Raw genomic sequence first — 19,912 nt, forward strand, 5'->3', positions numbered from 1 at the left:
TTTGATTTTATCCTGCCCAGGCGTGGACGGCGCGAATGGGTGTTATCGAAATTGATTACCAGGTCCTGCCTCGGGACGAGTCAAAGTTGCAGTATGGCGGACGGATGGAACAGGCAACCCCGAAAGGGGACGAGAACGCCGCTACTGATTGATGCCGTAGACGTCGCCGGACCAGTCGCGGGCGGGGTGGTCGTAGACCGGGTGATCGCGGTCGCGGTCGTCCAGCGCCGCGAGGTCTTCGTCGTCGAGCGACCAGTCGAACAGATCGAAGTTCGCCCGGATGTGCTCCGGCGACGAGGACTTCGGCAGCGCGACGATGTCCCGCTCGATCGCCCACTTGAGGACGATCTGCGCCGGGTGCTTGTCGTACTGGTCGGCCAGGTCCTGCACGGCGTCGTCTTCGAAGACTTCGGTCCTGCCGAGCGGCGCCGCGGCCTCGATCACGGTGTCGGTCTCGCGGCAGTACTCCACGAGGTCGGGGCGCTGGAACCAGGGGTGGAACTCGATCTGGTTGACGGCGATGGGCACGTCCGAGATGTGGTGGGCGCAGCTCAGCTGGTAGGCGCTGAAGTTCGAGACGCCGACGTTCTTGACGAGCCCCTCGTCGTGCAGCGTCGCCATCGCGTCCAGCGACTCCCGCAGCGAGACGGCGGGGTTAGGCCAGTGGATGAGATACAGGTCCAGGTAGTCGGTGCCGAGACGGTCGAGGGAGTCCCGGCACGACTCGATCAGCGAGTCGTAGTTCAGGTTCTTCGGGAGGACCTTCGACGTGAGGAAGACGTCGTCGCGGTCGTACTCCGCGAGCACCTCACCGATCTCCGCCTCGTTCTTGTACCCCTCGGCCGTGTCGACGTGGGTGTACCCGGCGTCGAGGGCGGTACGGACGCCCTCTTTGACCGTCTCGCCGCCGATGTCCCACGTGCCGAAACCGAGTTGCGGGAGTTCGTCGCCGCTCGGTAGCGTCTTCGTCGGAACCGTCGTCATAGAACTGTCACCGACTCGCCGTTGGGCCGGTACCGGGTTGAAATTACTGATACCCGGCGTTCTCTCCGGATCTCTGTCGACACACCGTTGACCTGGCGAGCGCCGCGGACGGCCCGCGAACGCCCGGCGTGCAAGCACAAACGCGAAACAGCCGCGATCAGTCGGTTCGTCGCGTGGCGGTATCCCAACGATTATGCGTCATGATCGGGCTCTCTGAGAGGTATGGAGAAGAGGATGTCGCGACGCGAGGCGGTACTGGGGCTGTCCGCGGTGACGGCCGGTATCGCGGGATGTTCCACGCTGGGCGGATCAGACGGCGACTCGATCCGGGACAGCGACGGCGACGGCGTCATAGACAGCGAGGACTACGCGCCGGACGACGCCACCGTCCAGGAGAAGTCCGATCTCACCGGTGGGACCCCGAGACCGAAGGTGACACCCGCTCGGACGGCAGACCCGGACGGCGGGTCCGACGCCGGCGCGTCGACAGCGCGGGCGTCGTCTCCGTCACCGACCCGGTCGCCCTCGCAGTCGCCGACGCCCGCTCCGACCCCGTCGCCGACGCCGAGTCCCACGCCGACGCCATCTCCGACACCGACGGCGTCGCCGACGCCGACGCGGACCGAACCGGCGTCGGACCCGACGTTCTCGTTCGCGGTCACCGACGACTACTGGGACGGGGTCTCCTCGATAACCGCCTACGGGGTCGACGAAGTCGCGGCCGAAGTCTACGCGTCCGACGTCGACGTCGAATACACCGAGGCGAGGCTCCGGGTAACGGTCTCGGAGTTTCCCCGCAAGCGGACTGTCACCCGGAACACCAGTACTGGATTTACACTGACAAACGAGGGGACAGACGTCAGGGTCTCAATCGACCGGGAAGCGCTCCCGACGGAGACGCGACTGGAGGTCTCCGCGTTCGTGGTCCCGGACAGGCCCGACGAGGAGATATCCACCGACGAGTGGGCGTATCTCATGTCCACCGACCCGTTCGAACTCCGAGAACCCGACCGAGGGATGGTTCGGTCGCCGCACCCCGACGGACTGGACGCCGACTCCGGCGACGCCTTCGACCGGAGTCTCGTCGAGGGCGCCTACGACCTCGAACTCTCGGGACGGACGAACGGGACCGACTGGACCACCCGGCTGATCGTCTGGAAGGCCGCCTACGTCGAAGCCGTCGAGCGCTCGCGCGGCAGGTCCCGGCCCGAGTACGTCGATTACGAACTCACCGAGGGCATCGGCAGCGACCTGGCGACTATCCTCGACTCCGACGCCGAGGATGTCGGATTCACGGGGAGCAGGGAGAAGGTGGACTTCGTGATCGACTTCGTCCAGCGGCTCCCGTACGTCACCGACGACGCGAGCACGGGATTCGACGACTACACCAAGTTCATCGCCGAGACCGTCACCGAAGCCGAGGGCGACTGCGAAGACACGGCGATCGTGCTCGCCGCTATTCTCGAAGCCGACCCGTTCGGTTACGACACGATACTCATCCAGCCGCCGGGTCACATGGCGTGCGGCATCTACCAGGAAGATCCCGAGGGCTGGTACTGGGAACTCGACGGCCGGACGTACTCGTACGTCGAACCGACCGGCGAGGGATGGGACATCGGCGACTGCCCCGAGGAGTATCAGGGCGCCGATGCGACGCTGCATCAGGTGTAGCCCGGCTGCCAGCCCGCCGTTCGGCCGCCGTCCGTGGCCGCTGTCGGCTTACACCGCCGAGGGGGAGAAGTCCGGGTAGACCAGCAACACGATCCCCGGCAGGAGGATCGCGAGCGCGTCGAACGGGACCGCGAGCGGACCCTCGACCATCGTCGAGAGTCCGACGAGTGTGAGCGGAACGCCGACGGCGGTCGTCGCTCGTCGTTCCCACGCCGGGACCAATTCCTCGTGTGACTCGTCGGAGTCTCCCAGGAGCCGCTGGCACGCGCGGCCGACCAGGGCGACGACAACCACCGTTGCAAGCAGACGGAGAACCGTGTCCGCGACCGACATACTCCTACAGAATCGTCCGTATATATGAAGGCTGTGCAGATTCGGTCGTGTTCAGGGTCACCGTCCGTCGCCGGACCACCCGGACTCGTCGCAGAGAGCGTGGCGGAGACTTCACCGGTCGCTGCATGATCGGACCACACTGGGACCGTGCGATCGAGACAGCTCGACGCCTCAGTCGGACCCCCAGTCGGAGATTCCGAGCACCGCGTCGCAGTCCGGACAGGTCCACACTTTCGGCGTGTTAGCCGCCGGAGCCTTCTCGAGCCGGTTCGCCCAGTCCGAGATGTCGGAGTCACAGTGCGGGCACACTGCCATGGGTCACGGTACCACGAACCGTCACTTATGGTTTCGGCACGCAGTATCGAGGTGTCGGGTATCCACGATAGACGCTGTGAAGCGGTCAGTTATGAGGTCGAATGGAACCATGCACCGAGACAGAATCGGGCGGAGATCGCGGGAGCGGGTGCCGCCGCTCCTGTCACCGTTTCACCGGGAGCTGAGTACTCGCCGTCGGTGACGTACTCGCCGACCGGTCGCAGTTAGTGTCTTCGCTCGACTCGTCACTGATCTTCGCCTCCGATAAAATTCACCGCAGAGGCTCGGACTGGCGTTCGTGTACCCCTACCCGAAACGCCCGTCCGAGTGCCTACCTGGCGTTTCCCGGTTTCTGGCATAAGCTTTCTGAACGACCGTCTCCCGTTCTGTCACGATACTCCCTTCGGATAATCCGTAGAACTCGCCGACAGTTCGTCCTGGGCCCGTTCCTCTATCGAGAGCGCGATCACCCGCCGAAACGTGCTCGTCTCGGTGCTCACCTCGTTTGCTCAAACTCCACCGTGACTACTTCCGAGTGATGGGCGTCCCGCTGTGTCCGTCAGCACGCCGTCGAAAAATGGGTTCGGGCGGTTCTGGACCACTCGGGAATATGGTAGTTTCAGTAACCTGAATTTCGTGATTCTCACACCCCTGATTGAAATACTGGTTTGATAGCGTCTCGATGCCACAATTCTCGGGGAAAGTCGGTTTGAGAGTCATCTGTTTCACTGGGTAGTGTTGAATGATAGTTTATCGATATGTTGCCGTCTTCTGCGCTCCATTCGCTGACGCTCAGTCGTCTTGTCGTAGTGCTTCTTGATCGTCTTCACCGCGGAGTTGACCCGGGTGGCGACGACCTCGATGGGGATGCCACAGTCGAGTTGCCACCCGATAGAACCGGTCCGGATGTGGTGTGGAGCCCGCGAAGAAGGACACTTGCTCTCGTGATTCACCTCGCGGAAATCGCACTCCGGGATGTCCTGCCCGTGTGGGCACTCTCCGTAGTTGCACGGGAGCGTCACCTGATAGGACATTCGGCGAACCGTGTTGATACCCGGACGGCCCTGGCGCGACGATAAGAGGGGCTCACGGCCGTACTCGTCGCGCTTGTCCCACCGGTCTCCGTCGAGGTAATCTTCGACCGCCTGGACCACCTCGGGCGTCACAGCGACTACGCGCTCGCCCTCTGCCTTGTTCTTCAGCGGAGTCCCGGTGTCCGGCCGGTGACGGAACGCTATAGCGTGGTTTTCGGGGTCGAAGTCTCTCCGGTCGAGCGCTCGAAGCGCCCCGAGACGGGCGCCCGTGTTCCACGCGATCTCCAGAAACGCGTGCCCACGAGTTTCGCGCTCGAAGGGGCGGAAGTGTTCCAGTAGGAGGTTCGCCCTCGCGGTGGGCAGCTTGGTGTCGTCGCTCTGGTCTTCCTTCGGAACGTGTACCTCCGGAACCTTCTCGGACAGTCCTTCTTCGACCGCCTCGATGCGTTCGAGGTACTCGATGAACCGCCGGAGCGACCCCATCTCTTTGTTCAGGGTCAGAGGCGCGATATCGCGCGCTCGGCGGGCTGTCTCATACTTGTCGATGAGCCACCCGTTCAATTCGCTCACGCGGGCTATCTGCTCCTCCTCGGCCCACTCCACGAAGAGTTTGAGACGAGACTGGTAGGTCCCAATCGTCTGCTTCGAAGTCTCGATGCGCTTGCGGTCGAGGAACCGCTCAAGTGCCTCCCGCGGAGACAGGTCGCTCGGTCCGTCGTGGCCGTTGCTCTTGCTCATCGTTCTACTGTCGAATCTCGAAGCCCAGAGCGCGGGCTGTCGGTCAGAATACTGTACTCGGCGCTCGTAACCCCACTATACTTTTTCCGGCGTGTGTCGTCTACCACTGTACGGTCACCTTCCTGACCGACACGGCTCCCGTGCTGGAGACACGGGCGCCAACCACCGTTTTCCAGATGGGGCGCAAGCGAGAGTGGCGTGTCGGTCGTGATGACCACTATCTTGGTCATGGCCCTTATAGTTTGACCAATATATTGGTCCGGGATGGAAGGAAATTGGTTAGTGCATAGCATTCCCCTTGGAATTATCGGGGTGCAAAGCGCGCATAGCGTGTGGCCCGAAGGAATCGCGCTCCATGGATGACTGGGAGAGATGAGATCATCCTGGAGTATCTGGAGGACTCGGGCGTGGCTCTCAACAAGCGGGGTCTCGAAATTAACCTCCGCGAAGAGGGATACGATATTTCCTACTCCACTATCAAGCGACGGCTCCCAAAACTCCACGAAGCCGGCCTGATAGTAGTAGTCTCGGAGAAAGGCCCCTGGTACCGGATTTCGGAGAGAGGGACTGAATATCTCCAGGGTGATGCCGATCTCCGAGACATTTCGGAGCCTAATTCCTGACTTACGCATGGTAGACTCCTGAAGTCTCGTAGTCGAGTTCCACGTCGTCGCGGCTCAGCCGTTTGCCAGTTTTCTTGTCGATGGCTTCCTCAATCTCCGGCGTTGCCTCATCGTCCCATCGCCGGGCACACTGGCGACAGTACCAATGGTTGTTCGTCGGTGCGACCTTGTGCCCGTTCGGACAGCGGAGTCGCCAGCTATCCGCCTGCGTCTCAATCGTCAACTTCGACATAGCCAGACGGCAGATTTGGATGGGTTTGTAAAAGGAGCGAGTCTGAGGGTCAGAGTGAAAGTAAAAGTACGTAATTGGCTGATAGAAGCCAGTGCTGTAGAAGATTTAATTGATTTGGCGCAAGTGAAAGTGATGAACGTTAAACTTATCCCATCAAAACAAGTTTCCTGCTATTATGACCTATATCGGGGAAACTTTGCGGAATAGAATCTCTTGGAGTTATCTTACCACTTTCTTAGTCGTACTAATCGGGGCAGGGTATCTTCTCTACTCTTTGTCTTCTACGGGTATGCAACAAAATACAATATTTATGATATCAATCCTTCTTGTACTGACTTTTCTGGTTCTATCCACAGAGCAGCTACGCCCTTCATCCCCCGGTAGTGGTCTCATTTTCTTGCTCCTATTTTCGTCTACATTAGGGGGGATTCACGTGTCCGGGCCGCTCTTTAACGACTTGTCTCCCCAGGAGTCTCAGAATTTTACTGCAAGAACATCGCTTGATGTAGAAAATAACTTTCCGACTGTTGAAAACCCAAAATATGGTTCAAATGTGTCTATCAGGTGCAACGCGACTGAATCTCCTCTGATTGCATTTAGAACCGCATATGACTGCGACTATAGAGTAGCAAAGAGGGTGTCATAGAATCCATCTCATACCGTGATGACGGTGCTTCCCGGATTGTCACCTCGTTCGTAGTTGGTGACGGCGACGACGAGTCGAACGCAGAGCGCAAGGAACACCTGCGCTCGGGCGTGGACGCGGCCTCGGGCGCGTAGCGTCCCGAGGCCGCAGTCCTTGACCGCATCGTTCGTTCGCTCGACCTGACTCCGGCGGTTGTACGTCTCGTCTAGGATCGACTGTTTGAGCTGAATCTCGTCACTGTGTTTCTCGATGCGGTCTTCGACTCTGTACTTGATATTGAGCGGATCGTCGGTGTTTCGCGGGTTGTACGGGGCGATTGGCACGACTCCTGCGGTCAGCAGGAGGTCGTGCCAGTCGAGCGTGTCGTAGGCGCTGTCACCGAGCATCCAGATCGGCTGGGCGACGGCGAGCGCGTCACGGGTGACGCGCATCGCCGTCTCTTCTGCGGCTTGTTTGCTCTCGGTGAACTCGGCTGCAATCGGGATCTTTGCGCCGGTTGAGACGATCGTACAGCCGTAGCCGTAATAGTACTCCTCAGCGGTTGGGTCGTAGTTCTTCGACGCATCTGGGTCGGATGGCATCGCTCGCACGTCCGTCGAATCGATTCGGTAGGTCATGTCGAGCAGGCCGCGGGCGGCGGCCTGCTCGACGAGGTGGTCGAAGACTTCGTCGACGACGTGTTCGAGGTCGGTGAGGAAGCGATCGACCGCGTCTCTTGAGGGCGGTCGATCGAAGCCACAGCTGAGCCAGACGACCGTGTTCTGGAGTTCTCGTGTGACCGGGCGAATGCCGTAGATGTCCTTGTAGTAGCAGTGGAGGAACGCTCGGAAGAGTTCTGGTGGGTGGTGGTCTCGTGTTCGCCCCCGGCGAGCGGGGGCGAACACGTCGAACTCGCTGAAAAAGTCGAACTCAAGATGCTCGAACAACGCGAGCGTCTCGGTAGCCACGACATTGAAGAACTCGTCGATAGAACCCTCTTCTTGCAGGGTGCTGGCGCTCGTAGACACAGTTCCAACACCCTGCGTCCTCGTGTGTGAGGCTTTCTATGACACCCTCACTTCTAACGTTAATTGGCTATATTTGGAGACACGGAGAAATATCGCTTGTTTCTAATTAGCTGTTCTACGAACCGTTCCCCAATTCGTTGGAGAGATCTTCTGCGGATATCTCGTCATTTAAGAACGCTACGCCAAACTCAGTTATCCGATATCCGGCCGTTTCCTCGTGACGTTCAATTACCCCATGTTCAGCTAAGACCTGGCATCGTCGAGCGATATGGCGGCGAGTGTAGGAGATATTTAGAGCGAGAGAGGACGGCTTCATCCACCCTCCGTATTCTGCGAGTTCGGCAACTATGACCCTATCAGAGGGCTTCAGCCACTCGACCTCTCGGTGCATCTCGCTTTCAGTATCTGATGGATCGTTCATAGTATATCCGGTAAGGGTGAACCGATTACCATATGCGCATCTAGTAACTACGATACGTGCATCAAAACTTAAGACAGGCTGGTACGTTTGGCGGAGCAGGAGCGAGTCACCCGGCGCTACGGAAGTAGGGTCATGAGGATGTTGCCGCCAGCCGACGAGTGTGTCCGGCGGCCGGGTGTGCCGCTCTTTCGAGCGAACACATGCACAGGGAAATCCCACGCAGTCAAAAGTCAGGTACCGAGCAGAATCGGCCAGAACCCGGTTTCACTTTCACCCGCCGTATAGCGGTTTTTCGGGGGACGGGTCTGGTTACCAATTACTTTCACTTTCACTACGCGTACAAGGCTGACCCCTTTTACAAGGGCGACAGAACATGCGCACTGGCTCGTGGTCGCCTGCCGCGGATGCCTGAGCTTTGGACGGGCCTGGCATCCGCGGTACGCGGCCACGGTGCCCCCAATAGAGCGAGGTACACCATGCGATGCAACCAGTGGAACGACTGTAAGTTTGCGCATCGAGTCGAAAGTAATCAGGCTGATAGCCGGGGGTGGGCCGCATGAGCGACGACTTAGACCCCATCACGCCCCACGCCGCGGTTGACTACTACCTGAACACTCGTCAGTACGAGCTCGCCGACGAGACCTACGAGTCTCACCAGTACCGACTCGACTCCTTCGCCCGGTGGCTCACCGACGAGGAGAAGGGCGACGGCGAGATCTCGAACATGAATGACGTGGACCTGCGGACGGTCCACGCGTACCGCGTGTTCAAGCGGGAGGAGAACTGGCCGGACGAGGACCCGTGCAACACCGTCTCCATGTCGGGACAGGTGTCTACGCTCCGGGTGTTCTTCGAGCGTCTGGCCGATATCAAGGCGGTCCCGTCTGGCTTCCACGAGCGGATCCGTCTCCCGAAAGTGCCGGACGGTGAAGACGTAGACGACCGGGTACTGGACGCAGAGCGCGCGAACGTGATTCTCGACCATCTCCACACCTGGGAGTACGCGACGCCGCATCACGTCTCGTTCCTGCTGTTCTGGCGCACCTCGTGCCGCTTGGGTGGTCTCCGGTCGCTCGACGTGTCGGACTTCGACCCGGACGAGAACGCGCTGAGTTTCCGACACCGCCCGGACGAGGGAACCCCGCTGAAGAACAAGCTCAACAGCGAGCGCGACGTGTCCCTGAAGCCGCACGTCGCCCAGGTGATTCAGGACTACATCGAGGGACCACACCGCAACGACGTGACGGACGACTACGGCCGGGAACCCCTCATCACGACGAGACAGGGGCGTCCCTGCACGAGTACGCTCCGGAACTGGATGTACTTCTGGACCCAGCCCTGCCGGCTGGGTGAGAAGTGCCCGGAGGGGCGCGACCCCGACGAGTGCGAGGCGCGCCGTCACGGGTACATGAGTCAGTGTCCGGTGGTGTTCTCCCCGCACCCGATTCGAGCGGGGAGCATCACAGCCCACCGTGACGCCGGCACGCCCCGCGAGGTCGTGAGTGACCGAGGGGACGTGTCGGAGAAGATTCTGGAGAAGCACTACGACCAGGCGTCGAAGCGCCAGCGAATGCACCGCCGGCGAGACTTCATCCCTGACGACCTATGAAAATCGACAACCCGCAGTTAGTTCGGATCCCGTCGCAACGCTACAGTGGGTCGGTATACCCGCGTTGGCCCACTGTTTTGCTGCGACCAATTGGGAACAGCAAGTCGTATCTCGAGTGGATTTGCGCCCCGTCATCGTCACCCGCGCAGTGTGCGGAGTGAGCACGACAGTCCGCCGCAGGTTCGCAATCCACATTGACTCGCTGTTCTGTATCGGAAAACGCACTTGTAGTACTCGGTGGCGAGGGGGCAGAATATGCGCCGAGATCGCCTCTATCGTTCAGTATTGGTGGACGTGCGAGTGTGCTAGCCGTCGACACATATTTGTACTGGAAGGCGGTACCTGCCTCCATGGTTCGAACACGTCGTGCCGTGCTGGCGATGGGTGCTGCAAGCCTCTCGGCAGTCGCAGGGTGTCTGGGCGGAGGGAACAACGGCTCCGGCGGCGGTGGCGGAAACGGAGGCGGGGGCGGTAACTCGGGACCGTTCCCCGAGCACACCGACGTCACGGAGACGTTCTTCACGAAAGACACGACCATCGAGATCCCGGCCGGCAAGTTCACGGAGTACGCGATCGACTTCGAGAACGGCGGCGCGCTCAAGTACAACTTCACCGTCACGAGCGGGCCGGCCATCGACGTGTTGCTGATCCGCGACGGCGAGTTCGGCTACTTCAAGGACGGCCACAAGGTGAACTACAACTCGGCGCACAGCGTCCAGAAGAGCAAAGAGGCCAGTTCCTCGGCGAGTATCAGCTCCGGGAGCTACCACCTCGTCTTCGACAACTCCGAGATGGCGAAGGCCCAGCCACCGACGCCCGAACCGACGCCGACGCTCGAGTCCACTCCGGCGTCGACGGATTCGATGGCCACGGACTCGACCGACTCGACGGGGGGAGACGCCGAGACGGACTCGACAGCGGATTCGTCTGGCGGTTCCTCTAGCGGCGCCGGGACGGCCACAGTCGAACTGCAGATCACGGCCGGTCGCTAACTGTTCGCCGACGGCGAGTCGCGAGCGCCGGCGCGTCGACAGCCCAAATACTCAAAACACTTCACCCCCGAGTGTAAACTGATAACTCATGCCCACAGTCGAAGTTTCACTGCCGGAAGACGTATACACGAAACTCGAACGGATGACCGAAGAGGAGTTCGTCAGCCGCGAGGCCGCCGTCGAGGAACTGCTCTCGATGGGCCTCGACGCGTACACGCGTGACACGGGAGAGGAAGTCGCGGAGACCGACATGGCCGACGAGTTCGCCGACGACATGTGGGACACCGCCGAGGACCCCGGCATGCGCGAGGAAGACGACGACTTCTCGTTCTGACGACCGCGCGAGCGCGGTCGCCTCCCGTCTCACCGCCCGGTTCTGTCCTCACCGATCGACCAGCGACTGGCCTGTCGAGCCGAGCTGTGGCGCGGTCCTCACGACCCCGGCGCCGTCGGCGAAATTTTTCCCGTTACTCCGTCACTTTCGGTCGGTCTTCGAAACCTTCAATTATCCCTGTACTCAACTCGCAAGTGTAGCAAGCACGCGAGGGTTGGTGGTCTAGGTTGGTTATGACACCTCCTTGACATGGAGGAGGCCGGCGGTTCAAATCCGCCCCAACCCATTTCTGACTTGGCGCGACCTGCTGAGCGGTGCGAGCGGTCTCGTCACGACTACTCTTACCGAAGCCCCGCGAGTGGCTCTTGGCGGACGGGGAACGGCAGACACTATACCACGCCGGCGTCGGGATCGCGGTCACGGAGCATCGACAGGATCACGTCGGTGAACCCGCGGGAGTCGGCGGCCTCGACGACGCGCGTGTCTGCGGGGTCGTCGGTGTCGCCCTCGACGTCGACGCTGGTGTAGCCGCGGGTGAGCCCGCTCCGTTCGTCGACGGCGACCGAGTACATCGAGACGCGTTCGCGGAGTTCCGGGTAGGCGAGGAGGGCGGTCGTCAGTCCGTCGGGCTGGGTGATACCGTCGAGGCCGTCGGCCTCGCCGCGGGCGCGGACGGTCTTGGTGACTTCGAGGAAGAACTCGGCGAGGTCGGTGTCCATGTCGGCGACGGCGTCGAGGGCGTCGGCGCCGAAGGCGGTCCGCAGGCAGAGGCCCCAGTCGACGAGCGTCACGTCGAAGGCGTCGACGACGCGGGCCGCGGCGTCGGGGTCGACCCAGAAGTTGAACTCGGCGGCGGGCGTGACGTTCCCCCGGCAGTTGACGGCGCCGCCCATCACCCAGACCTCGTCGACGAGGTCCGGGAGCGACTCCTCGCGGGCGTGCGCGAGCGCGAGGTTAGTGAGCGGACCGATACAGAGCAACGTCAGTTCGCCCGGCGATTCCCGGCAGCGGCGGACGATCTCGTCGGGCCCGAACCCCTCGGCGGAGTCGATGGCGGTCTCCGGGTGGAGGTCGCCCCCGAGCCCCCCTTCGCCGTGGATCTCGGTACTGTGTTCGTGGGACTTCACGAGCGGGCTTCGGGCACCCTCGTAGACGGGAACGTCCGCGGAGTCGACCAGCGAGAGCGTGTACTTTGCGTTCTCGACCTGGCGGTCGAACGGGACGTTGCCGGCGACGACGGTGACGGCCTCGACGGAGAGTCGGTCGGAGAGCACGGCGAGGGCGAGCGCCTGCGTGTCGTCGCCCGCAGTGTCCGTATCGACGATGACGCGTCGCATACTCGGCGTAGGCGCTCCGGCCATAAGCCGTTCGGGGTCGGCCGCGCGGGCGGGGCAGGGGAAGCCGAGAGATGTTTTACCCGGGCCGTCGAACGATGGGACGAGAACCGATGGCAGACGAAAGCGACGACCCGACGGTGCCGGTGATATGCGCGGAGTGCGAGACCGAGACCGATATCTCGCTCGACGATGTCGCCGAGGCGGTCGAACGACACAACGACCGGCTCCACGACGGCGAACAGGTGGCACAGGTCGACCCCGCGCTCGCCGACCAGGTGCGCGACCTGGTCGCCGAGGACCTCGGCCTGCTCGGGAGCGAGTGAGCTCAGTCGAATATCTCGTCCAGGAGCTTCCGCTCGGCGACGCGGAGGTGTTCGGTGAACGTCGGCGTCGAAACCGAGAGCATGTCCGCGATCTCGTCGGCCGTGTGTTCGCGCGGCCAGTCGAAGTAGCCGTTGGCGTGCGCGACCCTGACCGCGCGGAACTGCTTCTCGGTGAGCTCAGAGAGCAACCCCGTCAGAAACTGCGGTTCGGTCAGCTTCGGGGCACGTCGGTCGGTCTGTCGGCGAGCCAGTAGCTCGGCACCTGGGTACTCGGCCAAGAAACTGTCGATGACCGCGGAGGCGTCCACGTGCGGCGGGACCTCCGCGACCAGCCGTCCCTCGCCGCTGCGGGCGGTAATCCGTTTGACGATGGTCTGCTCGTCGGCGAGCGCGGTCGCGATTTGGCTGTCCGAGACGCACTCGAAGAACGCCTCGTCGTCGGTCGCGTAGACCAGTTGTACCTCGCAGATCCCCGGCGAGGACGCCAACAGGGTCTCGGCCTGCCCCGGTTCTACGCCCCGGACCGTCAGAAACTCCAGTACACTCCCGTCGGAGCGAGGCGTGATCGTCTCCAGTTCGAACTCGTAGGCCGCCTCGCCGGACGCCCGAGCGAGGAAGAACTCCGACTCTTCGAGCGCGAACTCTAACTCGACGATCGAGCCGTCAGTTTGTTTCATATCGTACCCAACAACGTGTATTCAGTATCGATATTCGCTACGTACCCTAAGAACTTAGGGATCGGTTTGATCCCGGATACCCGAGCACCTCTAGAGAGGAACCGCGCCAGCCCGTCGTGGAAAATCGAGTACGGCCATAAATCGCCTACTCGCCGGCGAACGCGGCTCGAATCGGGAAGTTGCAGCGGATGTGGTAGAGGGGACAAAGACATGATCGACAAGATACGAGATTCGAAGATGTTCCGTCGGGAGATACTGTTCTCGATTCTAATTATCGGATTCGCGGGGACGGCACTGGGGTCGATGACGTGGTCATACTACGAGGACAGCGACTCTGCTGGCGGGAACAGCCTTCGGGCAGACGCGATGGATCTCCGGATTGACGGGTCTGACTCGGTCTCGGGATCGTTCTCGATAGTCGACGGCGGACCGGGCGATAGCACGAGTCACGTGTTTTCGCTGACGAACAACGGCGGCACCGCCGCCGACCACGTCGAGGTATCGTTCGGGTTGGCTGAGAACGACCCGGCGTCCGAACCGGGGGATCCCGACCTCGGCGTCGAACTGACGGCGAAAGAGACGGCCAGTCTGATCCGTGTGACTACGCTGGAGTACGTGCGTTCGGACGGAACCGTCCAGTACGACGCAATTGCGAGCATGACTGACGGTAACGGCAACGGCGTGATCGACCTCGAAGACGTGAAGAACCAGGAGGCCGCCTTCGACGACCTCGAAGCGCCACAGACGAACGGCGGGACCACGACGAAACTCTCCATCGCGGTCCAGTTCGTCAGCGACGACGGTTCCTTCGTGAAAGGCGGCAACACCGCCGGGAACCTGACCGGGTACGACGAGGACGCTATGGCAGACGGCATCGACGTCACGGTGACGGTCACACTCAACCAAGACGCGACGCAGTGACACACGTGACCGACCGCTCCCCCCTCTCCGCGATCGGTGCGTTCACGGTGGTAGTCGCCCTCGTCCTCGCGACCGTCGGGTCCCCGGCGACCGAGGCGTTCTACCGGAACGGCGCCGCGGGGAACCAGAACGCGGTCCAGGGCGGGACGCTCGACCTGAAACTCGCCGAGACGGGGCCGACCAACGGTCACGGGAGCACGACCGACGAGAGCGGCGCCGACGCGGTCGCGGACACGCTGGAGGACCTGAACCACGACGCGCTCGGTGCACACAACGTGACCAACACGCTCACGCTGCAGAACGGTGCGTCGTCGCTCACGGCCGATCAGGTCGACATCGCCGTCGACTTCGCCGAGAACGACTCGGACGCCGACGACGGCAACGCCGCCAACACCGCCTCGACGCTCGAGGTGACCGCGTTCCACTACGCCGGGACGGATCTGACCGCGAGCGAACTGACCGACGAGAACGGCAACGGGATCCTCGACGTCGAGGATCTGACGCTCGGTTCGAACCCGTCGACGCTCTCCGGTCGCACGGGGATCGGTGTCGGCGGGAATCGCGATCTGACCATCGCGCTCTCGGGGTCGTCGGACCTCATCTCCGGCGTCGGGTCCACCGACGGCGTCGACATCACCGTCACGCTCACGGTCCGGACGACGGGGTTCGGGGACCCGGACGCGTCGACGAGCAACACGATCCAGTATGCGTAACAGACACCTCCTCGTGACCGCTGCGGTCTTGCTGGTGGTGGCACCCGTGTTAGGACACGTCGCCATGTCGCTCGCTCCGGGAACCGCGAGTTATGTAGTCAGTAGCGACAGCATGGCCCCGACGTTCGCGAGCGGGTCGCTCGTCTACGTCGGAGCGACCGGTGACTACGGCGCCGGCGACGTCATCACGTTCCGCCACGGCGACCGGACCGTCACTCACCGGGTCGTCGAGGAAACCGATAGGGGGTACGTGACCCGCGGCGACGCGAACGACCGCCTCGACGACTGGCGCGTCGAGGAGTCACAGGTGGTCGGCGAGGTCCTCCTCTCCGTCCCGGTGTACGGAGCGCTCCTGGCGTTCGCGGGGACGCCGCTGGGCTATCTGCTCGGCGTGGTCCTCCCCGCGTCGGTCCTGATACTCGTCGAGGTACGCGCGCTGGCGGGGCAGCTCTGACCGGTCAGAGCACCGTCCCGTGTTTCTTGTCGGGGCGGTCCTTCTCGACGGACTCGTAGAAGGCGAACCGTGCGGCGAGTTCCTCGCGCAGATCGGAGGGCGGGACGATCTCGTCGATGACCACCTCGCTGGCCATCCGGTGGACGTCGATGTCCTCGCGGTAAGCCTCGCGGAGCTCTCGCTCGCGGCGCTCGCGCTCATCGGGGTCGTCGATCTCGTTGAGTTTGTTGGCGTACACCGCGTTGATGGCCGCTTCGGGGCCCATGATGGCGATCTCGCCCGACGGGAGGCCGAGCGTCGACTCGGGGTCGTAGGCGGGACCGGACATCGCGTAGATGCCGGCGCCGTAGGCCTTCCGGACGACGACGCACTGTTTCGGGACCGTGGCCGCGGAGGTGGCGTAGATCATCTTCTTGCCCGCTTCGAGGATGCCCTCCTTCTCGACGCCGGAGCCGGCCATGAACCCCGGTGTGTCGCAGAGATACAGGAGGGGGACCTCGAACGCGTCGCACTTCCAGACGAACTCGGCGGCCTTGCGGGCGGCGTCGGGGAAGATCGCGCCGGCGCGACGCGCTGGCTGGTTGGCGACGACGCCGACGGGCCGGCCGTCGATCCGGGCGAACCCGGTCAGGATCTCCGGACCGAACTCGGGCTGGAGTTCGAAGAACGAGTCGGCGTCGACGACCCGCTCGATCACGCGCTCCATGTCGTAGCCCTTGTTCGGTTCCTGCGGGACGACGCCGTCGATGCCACCGGGCGACTTCGCGGGCGCACGCCCCTCGGTCCGTGGCGGTTTCTCGTCGCTGTTGTCCGGGAGGTAAGCGATCAGTTGCGCGACGAGGTCCCTGGCGTGATGTTCGTCCTCGGCGACGAGATCCGCCGAGCCGGAGTGGCGGGTGTGCACGTCGGGGCCGCCCAGGTCGTCGAGGTCGATCTGTTCGCCGGTGACCATCTCGACCATCCGCGGGCTGGCGATCGCCATGGCGGACATGTCCTCGACCATGACGGTGAAGTCGGCGAAGACGGGGGTGTAGGCCGCGCCGGCGATGCAGGGGCCGTAGAGGACGCAGATCTGGGGAACTCGTCCCGAGAGCATCGAGTGGTTGTAGTAGTACTTCCCGATGCCTTCGCGGTTGGCGAAGAAGCCGGTCTGCTGGTCGATCCGCCCGCCCGAGGAGTCCATCAGGTAGAGGACGGGCCGGCCGGTCTTCAGCGCGCGCTGTTGCATCCGGAGGAACTTCTCGACGCCGTGCTCGGCCATCGACCCCGCCTTGACGGTGAAGTCGTTGGCCATGAAGTGAACGTCTCGTCCCTCGAACTCGGCGGCGCCCGTGATGAGGCCGTCCGCGGGGAGCCTGTCGTCCGACTCGCCGTCGACCTCCGGCGAGTCGGCGTGCCAGGCGTCGAAGTTGGCGAACGTGCCGTCCTCGAAGCGCAGGCCCGACGGGTCCTCCGCGGTCGCCGCGCCGTCGCCGGTGGCGCGCTCCCCGGGGACCGGGTCGGTGTCGCCGAACCAGAGTTCGAGACGGTCGCGGACGAACAGTTTCCCCTGCTCGGCCAGGCGCTCGCGGTACTTCTCGGGCCCGCCCCGGCGGATGTCGGCGATCTCCTCGCGGAGCGCCCGTTCGCGGGCTGTCGGTCCGAGGTCCTCGTCGGCGGCGGGAGAGGGTCCGGCGCTTCGATCGGAGGCGTCGGCGTCGACGTCGCGGACGACGGCGGGGTCGTCGTCGTCGCCGATGTACACCTCGACGTGGCCGTCGCCGGACACGTGTCGCTCCAGGGCGGAGGCGATCGCTTCCGCCTCGTCGACGCTCGCCTCCTGGGCGATTCGAACTCGCATGTCTGCTACGTCGCACGCTATCGGTAAAATATGCCGCCCCGTCCCGCGGCCCACGTCGGCTCCCGGCCCCGTCTGCTCCCGGCCCCGTCGGCCCCGTCGGCCCGCCTTCGACCCGCTGTTCCGGGCGCGCGGGTTTCAAAGTTGATAGCCCCGGGCGACCGGTTAAGTAGGTGAACGGTCAACCTCGCGCCAATGCGTCTCCGGTCGCTCTGTCTGATCGTCCTCCTCGCGAGTTCCGTCGTCGCGCCCTCCGTCGCCGGCGGATCGACAGGCGCGTCGGTCGGTGAGAAGCCCGCAGTCGCGGTCACCATCGGGTCGACGCCGATGGACGACGGCGACACCTACGAGACCGGCGACGACGTGACGCTCGCGATCAACGCCTCGGTGGGGGCCGATGCGGCCGCCGACACCGAACTCTCGGAGATCGTCGTTCGCGTCAACGGCGAGCACGCCCGCTCTATCGCGGTCAACGGCAGTTCGGCGTCGGAACGGGTCGAGCCGGAACTGTCCGACGGAAACAACTCGCTCAGGGTCATCGTGACCGACGACGCCGGGAACGTCAACTCGACCGCGTTCACGGTGGCGAAAGACGCCGAAGCGCCCCACGTGTATCTGACCAGCCCGTACCAGTCGGCGCCGTGGAAGCCGATCGCCGACGGGACGACCAACCGGTCGCGCGCCACGATCGCCGGCAACGTCATCGAGGACTCCACGGTGGAGAAACTCCACATCACCCGGACCTTCCAGGGCGAGCGGTCCACCCGCGTCCTGCGGGACGTGGGCGAGAACTTCTCGGTCGAGATGTTCCTGGGGTACACCGGTGGGAACGAGAGCGGGACCAACGACTTCCGGATCACCGTCACCGACGAGTTCGACAACGTCCGCCTCTACGACTTCTCTGTCGAGGTCACCGACGACCGCGCCCCCCGGATCTCGCTCGAACCGTTCCCCAACGAGACGACGAGCAATCGGATCCCCCTCGCAGGCACCGTCACGGACGGCGTCGGCATTCGCGAGGCCAACCTGACGGTCACCGGGATCGACGGGAACGTCAGCGACACCGAATCGATCGCCGACCGCCGCACCCGACGACTGGACCCCGACCGCCTTTCGAAGTCGTTCAACGAGTCGGTGTACACCCTCTTCCCGGGCACCTACGAGGCGACTGTATCGGTCACTGACATCACCGGCAAGCGGACGACCCGGACGGTGACGATCGAACGGAAGCCACACGAGGAACGCGACGTGGCGCCGGAGATCGAGATCGACCGCGACAGGACGGTCGTGCTCGGCCCCGAACGCCTGTTCCTCACCGGCGTCGCCTACGAGGGCGTCACCCGTCGACTCGTGGTCGAGACGCGCCGCGCCGACACGGGCGAGACGCTCGACTATCAGGTCGTCCACTCGGGGTCGCGCAGCGACCGCGTCGAGTTCGACCGCGAGGTCACCATCGCCGCGAACCGGACGGACGTGATCGTCCGCGCGACGGACGCGAAGGGGATCGAACACACCAGGCGCTTCGCCGTCGACGGCCGCACGCAGGAGACGTTCGTCGACGAGGCCGACGGGGGCGACGCCGACGACTGGCCGCGCGTGACGGTCGAACCGCTCCAGGACGGCCGCGCGGGCACGGCGAGTTCGTCCGTGACCGTCCGCGGCGGTGCCGCCGGGACGACGGTCTCGATCCCCGACGCCGACGGGCCCAGCGCCGTCGCCGCGACCCAGAACGTGTCCGTCGACGCCCTCTCGATCGCGCTCGCCGCCGACACCAACGTCACCGCGACCGTCGTCGCCCGGGAGCGGGCGGGATCGGCGCTCAGCGCGCCCGACGGAGCGAACTCGGCGGCGACCGTCACCGTCCAGCACTCCGTCGCTGGCGACGCGGTCAGCGGCGTCACCTTCGAACTCACCGTCCGCCGGGCGTACCTCGACGCTCACGGCCTCGACCCGGCGAACCTCTCGGTGTACCGGCGGTCGGCCGGGAACTGGTCGGCGATCGGGACGGAACTGGTCGCGTCGAACGAGACCCACGCCCGCTACGCGGTGGAGTCGCCCGGTCTCTCCGTGTTCTCGCTGGCGACCGAACCCGCGCCGGCCGACGCCGCCGGGAACGGCACAACTGGCAACGGGACAGTCGGTAACGGAACAGCGGCCAACGGAACGGTGAGCAACGGCACCACCGGCGATCAGGCGGCCGGGAACGGGACACAGTCCGACGGGGCCGACGGCGGCGCCGACGGCGACGGCGCCGCGGCGCAGATCATCGTCAGCAACGTCACGGTCAACCGGACCGAGGTCGCCGTCAACGAGTCCGTCGCGGTCAACGTCACGCTGGCGAACAAGGGCGAGGGCGACGGGACGTACACGGCCGGTCTCCAGACGATCCAGGGCATGAACGTCTCGTTCGTCGCCAAGGAGTCGGTCGCGGTGCCCGCTGGCGAACGGCGGGAGGTCGGGTTCACGACGCAGTTCGCGACCGAGGGCAACCACACCGTGATGGTCAACGGCACCCAGGCCGGCCCCGTCGTCGTCGGCAGCGGCGGCGGCCTGTTCTCGTTCCTGTCCGTGTTCTCGTTCCTCTCCGTCCTCCCGCTCCGGCTCATCGGCATGGCGCTCGGCGGGATTCTCGGACTGCTACTCGTGCTCGCCCTCCTGCGGTTCGTCCTGGGGAAGGTCGGCGGTGGCGGCGACAGCGCGAGCGGGTGAAA

General features: G+C 63.8%; 19 protein-coding genes and 1 tRNA gene. 11 read left to right on the forward strand and 9 right to left on the reverse strand.

What is annotated here, in order from left to right:
- Nucleotides 1-141 precede the first annotated feature (141 nt).
- A complete protein-coding gene (locus PSC72_RS05930) occupies nt 142-984 on the reverse strand; it encodes an aldo/keto reductase (RefSeq protein ID WP_274324970.1) in 843 nt (280 codons plus the stop codon).
- Nucleotides 985-1,206: 222 nt separating this feature from the next.
- Between PSC72_RS05930 and PSC72_RS05935 the strand changes: the two genes are divergently transcribed.
- The gene (locus tag PSC72_RS05935; RefSeq protein ID WP_274324971.1) at nt 1,207-2,655 is read left to right on the forward strand and encodes a hypothetical protein; all 1,449 of its coding nucleotides are present in this window, start codon (nt 1,207-1,209) and stop codon (nt 2,653-2,655) included.
- A gap of 48 nt (nt 2,656-2,703) precedes the next feature.
- Here the strand turns inward: PSC72_RS05935 and PSC72_RS05940 are convergent, their stop codons facing one another.
- On the reverse strand, nt 2,704-2,988 hold the full coding sequence (locus PSC72_RS05940) for a hypothetical protein (RefSeq protein WP_274324972.1): 285 nt from the start codon (nt 2,986-2,988) through the stop codon (nt 2,704-2,706).
- A 1,040-nt stretch (nt 2,989-4,028) separates the two neighbouring features.
- A complete protein-coding gene (locus PSC72_RS05945; protein ID WP_274324973.1) occupies nt 4,029-5,075 on the reverse strand; it encodes a tyrosine-type recombinase/integrase in 1,047 nt (348 codons plus the stop codon).
- 359 nt (nt 5,076-5,434) lie between these two features.
- Here PSC72_RS05945 and PSC72_RS05950 point away from each other — a divergent pair, with 359 nt between their 5' ends.
- On the forward strand, nt 5,435-5,698 hold the full coding sequence (locus PSC72_RS05950) for a winged-helix domain-containing protein (RefSeq protein WP_274324974.1): 264 nt from the start codon (nt 5,435-5,437) through the stop codon (nt 5,696-5,698).
- A gap of 1 nt (nt 5,699) precedes the next feature.
- Here the strand turns inward: PSC72_RS05950 and PSC72_RS05955 are convergent, their stop codons facing one another.
- The 3 genes from PSC72_RS05955 to PSC72_RS05965 all read right to left on the reverse strand — a co-directional run bounded on the left by PSC72_RS05955 (nt 5,700) and on the right by PSC72_RS05965 (nt 8,004).
- On the reverse strand, nt 5,700-5,930 hold the full coding sequence (locus tag PSC72_RS05955; RefSeq protein ID WP_274324975.1) for a hypothetical protein: 231 nt from the start codon (nt 5,928-5,930) through the stop codon (nt 5,700-5,702).
- A 654-nt stretch (nt 5,931-6,584) separates the two neighbouring features.
- Nucleotides 6,585-7,583 carry a transposase gene (locus PSC72_RS05960; RefSeq protein WP_274321708.1) on the reverse strand — a complete coding sequence of 333 codons (999 nt, stop codon included), beginning with the start codon at nt 7,581-7,583 and terminating at the stop codon, nt 6,585-6,587.
- 115 nt (nt 7,584-7,698) lie between these two features.
- Nucleotides 7,699-8,004, reverse strand: coding sequence for a phage repressor protein (locus PSC72_RS05965; protein WP_274324976.1), 306 nt, complete (start codon nt 8,002-8,004; stop codon nt 7,699-7,701).
- Nucleotides 8,005-8,560: 556 nt separating this feature from the next.
- Between PSC72_RS05965 and PSC72_RS05970 the strand changes: the two genes are divergently transcribed.
- The 4 genes from PSC72_RS05970 to PSC72_RS05985 all read left to right on the forward strand — a co-directional run bounded on the left by PSC72_RS05970 (nt 8,561) and on the right by PSC72_RS05985 (nt 11,225).
- The gene (locus tag PSC72_RS05970; protein ID WP_274324977.1) at nt 8,561-9,613 is read left to right on the forward strand and encodes a tyrosine-type recombinase/integrase; all 1,053 of its coding nucleotides are present in this window, start codon (nt 8,561-8,563) and stop codon (nt 9,611-9,613) included.
- A gap of 350 nt (nt 9,614-9,963) precedes the next feature.
- The gene (locus PSC72_RS05975; RefSeq protein ID WP_274324978.1) at nt 9,964-10,605 is read left to right on the forward strand and encodes a hypothetical protein; all 642 of its coding nucleotides are present in this window, start codon (nt 9,964-9,966) and stop codon (nt 10,603-10,605) included.
- 88 nt (nt 10,606-10,693) lie between these two features.
- Entirely contained in the window at nt 10,694-10,939 is a 246-nt protein-coding gene (locus tag PSC72_RS05980; RefSeq protein WP_274324979.1) for a DUF7120 family protein, read from the forward strand.
- Between the two features lie 211 nt (nt 10,940-11,150).
- Nucleotides 11,151-11,225: transfer RNA gene (locus tag PSC72_RS05985), tRNA-Val, on the forward strand.
- Nucleotides 11,226-11,328: 103 nt separating this feature from the next.
- On the opposite strand, the gene PSC72_RS05990 is transcribed toward PSC72_RS05985, so the two are convergent.
- Nucleotides 11,329-12,276, reverse strand: a complete 948-nt coding sequence (locus tag PSC72_RS05990; protein WP_274324980.1) for a nucleoside hydrolase — start codon at nt 12,274-12,276, stop codon at nt 11,329-11,331.
- 110 nt (nt 12,277-12,386) lie between these two features.
- On the opposite strand from PSC72_RS05990, the gene PSC72_RS05995 reads away from it, so the two are divergent.
- Nucleotides 12,387-12,599 carry a hypothetical protein gene (locus tag PSC72_RS05995; RefSeq protein WP_274324981.1) on the forward strand — a complete coding sequence of 71 codons (213 nt, stop codon included), beginning with the start codon at nt 12,387-12,389 and terminating at the stop codon, nt 12,597-12,599.
- A gap of 2 nt (nt 12,600-12,601) precedes the next feature.
- On the opposite strand, the gene PSC72_RS06000 is transcribed toward PSC72_RS05995, so the two are convergent.
- On the reverse strand, nt 12,602-13,276 hold the full coding sequence (locus PSC72_RS06000) for a helix-turn-helix domain-containing protein (RefSeq protein WP_274324982.1): 675 nt from the start codon (nt 13,274-13,276) through the stop codon (nt 12,602-12,604).
- 210 nt (nt 13,277-13,486) lie between these two features.
- Here PSC72_RS06000 and PSC72_RS06005 point away from each other — a divergent pair, with 210 nt between their 5' ends.
- From PSC72_RS06005 to PSC72_RS06015, 3 genes are read left to right on the forward strand one after another with little or no spacing between them, the layout of a single operon-like run.
- Nucleotides 13,487-14,197, forward strand: coding sequence for a hypothetical protein (locus PSC72_RS06005; RefSeq protein ID WP_274324983.1), 711 nt, complete (start codon nt 13,487-13,489; stop codon nt 14,195-14,197).
- A gap of 5 nt (nt 14,198-14,202) precedes the next feature.
- A complete protein-coding gene (locus tag PSC72_RS06010; protein ID WP_274324984.1) occupies nt 14,203-14,910 on the forward strand; it encodes a hypothetical protein in 708 nt (235 codons plus the stop codon).
- On the forward strand, nt 14,903-15,364 hold the full coding sequence (locus PSC72_RS06015) for a signal peptidase I (protein WP_274324985.1): 462 nt from the start codon (nt 14,903-14,905) through the stop codon (nt 15,362-15,364). Before PSC72_RS06010 ends, PSC72_RS06015 begins: the two co-directional genes overlap by 8 nt.
- A 4-nt stretch (nt 15,365-15,368) precedes the next feature.
- On the opposite strand, the gene PSC72_RS06020 is transcribed toward PSC72_RS06015, so the two are convergent.
- Nucleotides 15,369-17,204 carry an acyl-CoA carboxylase subunit beta gene (locus PSC72_RS06020; RefSeq protein ID WP_274324986.1) on the reverse strand — a complete coding sequence of 612 codons (1,836 nt, stop codon included), beginning with the start codon at nt 17,202-17,204 and terminating at the stop codon, nt 15,369-15,371.
- A 192-nt stretch (nt 17,205-17,396) separates the two neighbouring features.
- Here PSC72_RS06020 and PSC72_RS06025 point away from each other — a divergent pair, with 192 nt between their 5' ends.
- A complete protein-coding gene (locus tag PSC72_RS06025) occupies nt 17,397-19,910 on the forward strand; it encodes a hypothetical protein (RefSeq protein ID WP_274324987.1) in 2,514 nt (837 codons plus the stop codon).
- Nucleotides 19,911-19,912 lie beyond the last annotated feature (2 nt).

This window comes from Halosimplex aquaticum, from assembly GCF_028747785.1.
Lineage (GTDB): Archaea > Halobacteriota > Halobacteria > Halobacteriales > Haloarculaceae > Halosimplex > Halosimplex aquaticum.

Bases quoted from the DNA above. Each gene is read 5' to 3' on its own strand.
- PSC72_RS05945 (WP_274324973.1), bottom strand. From the start codon at position 5,075: ATGAGCAAGAGCAACGGCCACGACGGACCGAGCGACCTGTCTCCGCGG.
- PSC72_RS06020 (WP_274324986.1), bottom strand. From the start codon at position 17,204: ATGCGAGTTCGAATCGCCCAGGAGGCGAGCGTCGACGAGGCGGAAGCG.
- PSC72_RS05955 (WP_274324975.1), bottom strand. From the start codon at position 5,930: ATGTCGAAGTTGACGATTGAGACGCAGGCGGATAGCTGGCGACTCCGC.
- PSC72_RS05980 (WP_274324979.1), top strand. From the start codon at position 10,694: ATGCCCACAGTCGAAGTTTCACTGCCGGAAGACGTATACACGAAACTC.
- PSC72_RS06005 (WP_274324983.1), top strand. From the start codon at position 13,487: ATGATCGACAAGATACGAGATTCGAAGATGTTCCGTCGGGAGATACTG.
- PSC72_RS05940 (WP_274324972.1), bottom strand. From the start codon at position 2,988: ATGTCGGTCGCGGACACGGTTCTCCGTCTGCTTGCAACGGTGGTTGTC.
- PSC72_RS05970 (WP_274324977.1), top strand. From the start codon at position 8,561: ATGAGCGACGACTTAGACCCCATCACGCCCCACGCCGCGGTTGACTAC.
- PSC72_RS05950 (WP_274324974.1), top strand. From the start codon at position 5,435: ATGACTGGGAGAGATGAGATCATCCTGGAGTATCTGGAGGACTCGGGC.
- PSC72_RS06000 (WP_274324982.1), bottom strand. From the start codon at position 13,276: ATGAAACAAACTGACGGCTCGATCGTCGAGTTAGAGTTCGCGCTCGAA.
- PSC72_RS05990 (WP_274324980.1), bottom strand. From the start codon at position 12,276: ATGCGACGCGTCATCGTCGATACGGACACTGCGGGCGACGACACGCAG.
- PSC72_RS06025 (WP_274324987.1), top strand. From the start codon at position 17,397: ATGCGTCTCCGGTCGCTCTGTCTGATCGTCCTCCTCGCGAGTTCCGTC.
- PSC72_RS05965 (WP_274324976.1), bottom strand. From the start codon at position 8,004: ATGAACGATCCATCAGATACTGAAAGCGAGATGCACCGAGAGGTCGAG.
- PSC72_RS06015 (WP_274324985.1), top strand. From the start codon at position 14,903: ATGCGTAACAGACACCTCCTCGTGACCGCTGCGGTCTTGCTGGTGGTG.
- PSC72_RS05935 (WP_274324971.1), top strand. From the start codon at position 1,207: ATGGAGAAGAGGATGTCGCGACGCGAGGCGGTACTGGGGCTGTCCGCG.
- PSC72_RS05975 (WP_274324978.1), top strand. From the start codon at position 9,964: ATGGTTCGAACACGTCGTGCCGTGCTGGCGATGGGTGCTGCAAGCCTC.
- PSC72_RS05995 (WP_274324981.1), top strand. From the start codon at position 12,387: ATGGCAGACGAAAGCGACGACCCGACGGTGCCGGTGATATGCGCGGAG.
- PSC72_RS05930 (WP_274324970.1), bottom strand. From the start codon at position 984: ATGACGACGGTTCCGACGAAGACGCTACCGAGCGGCGACGAACTCCCG.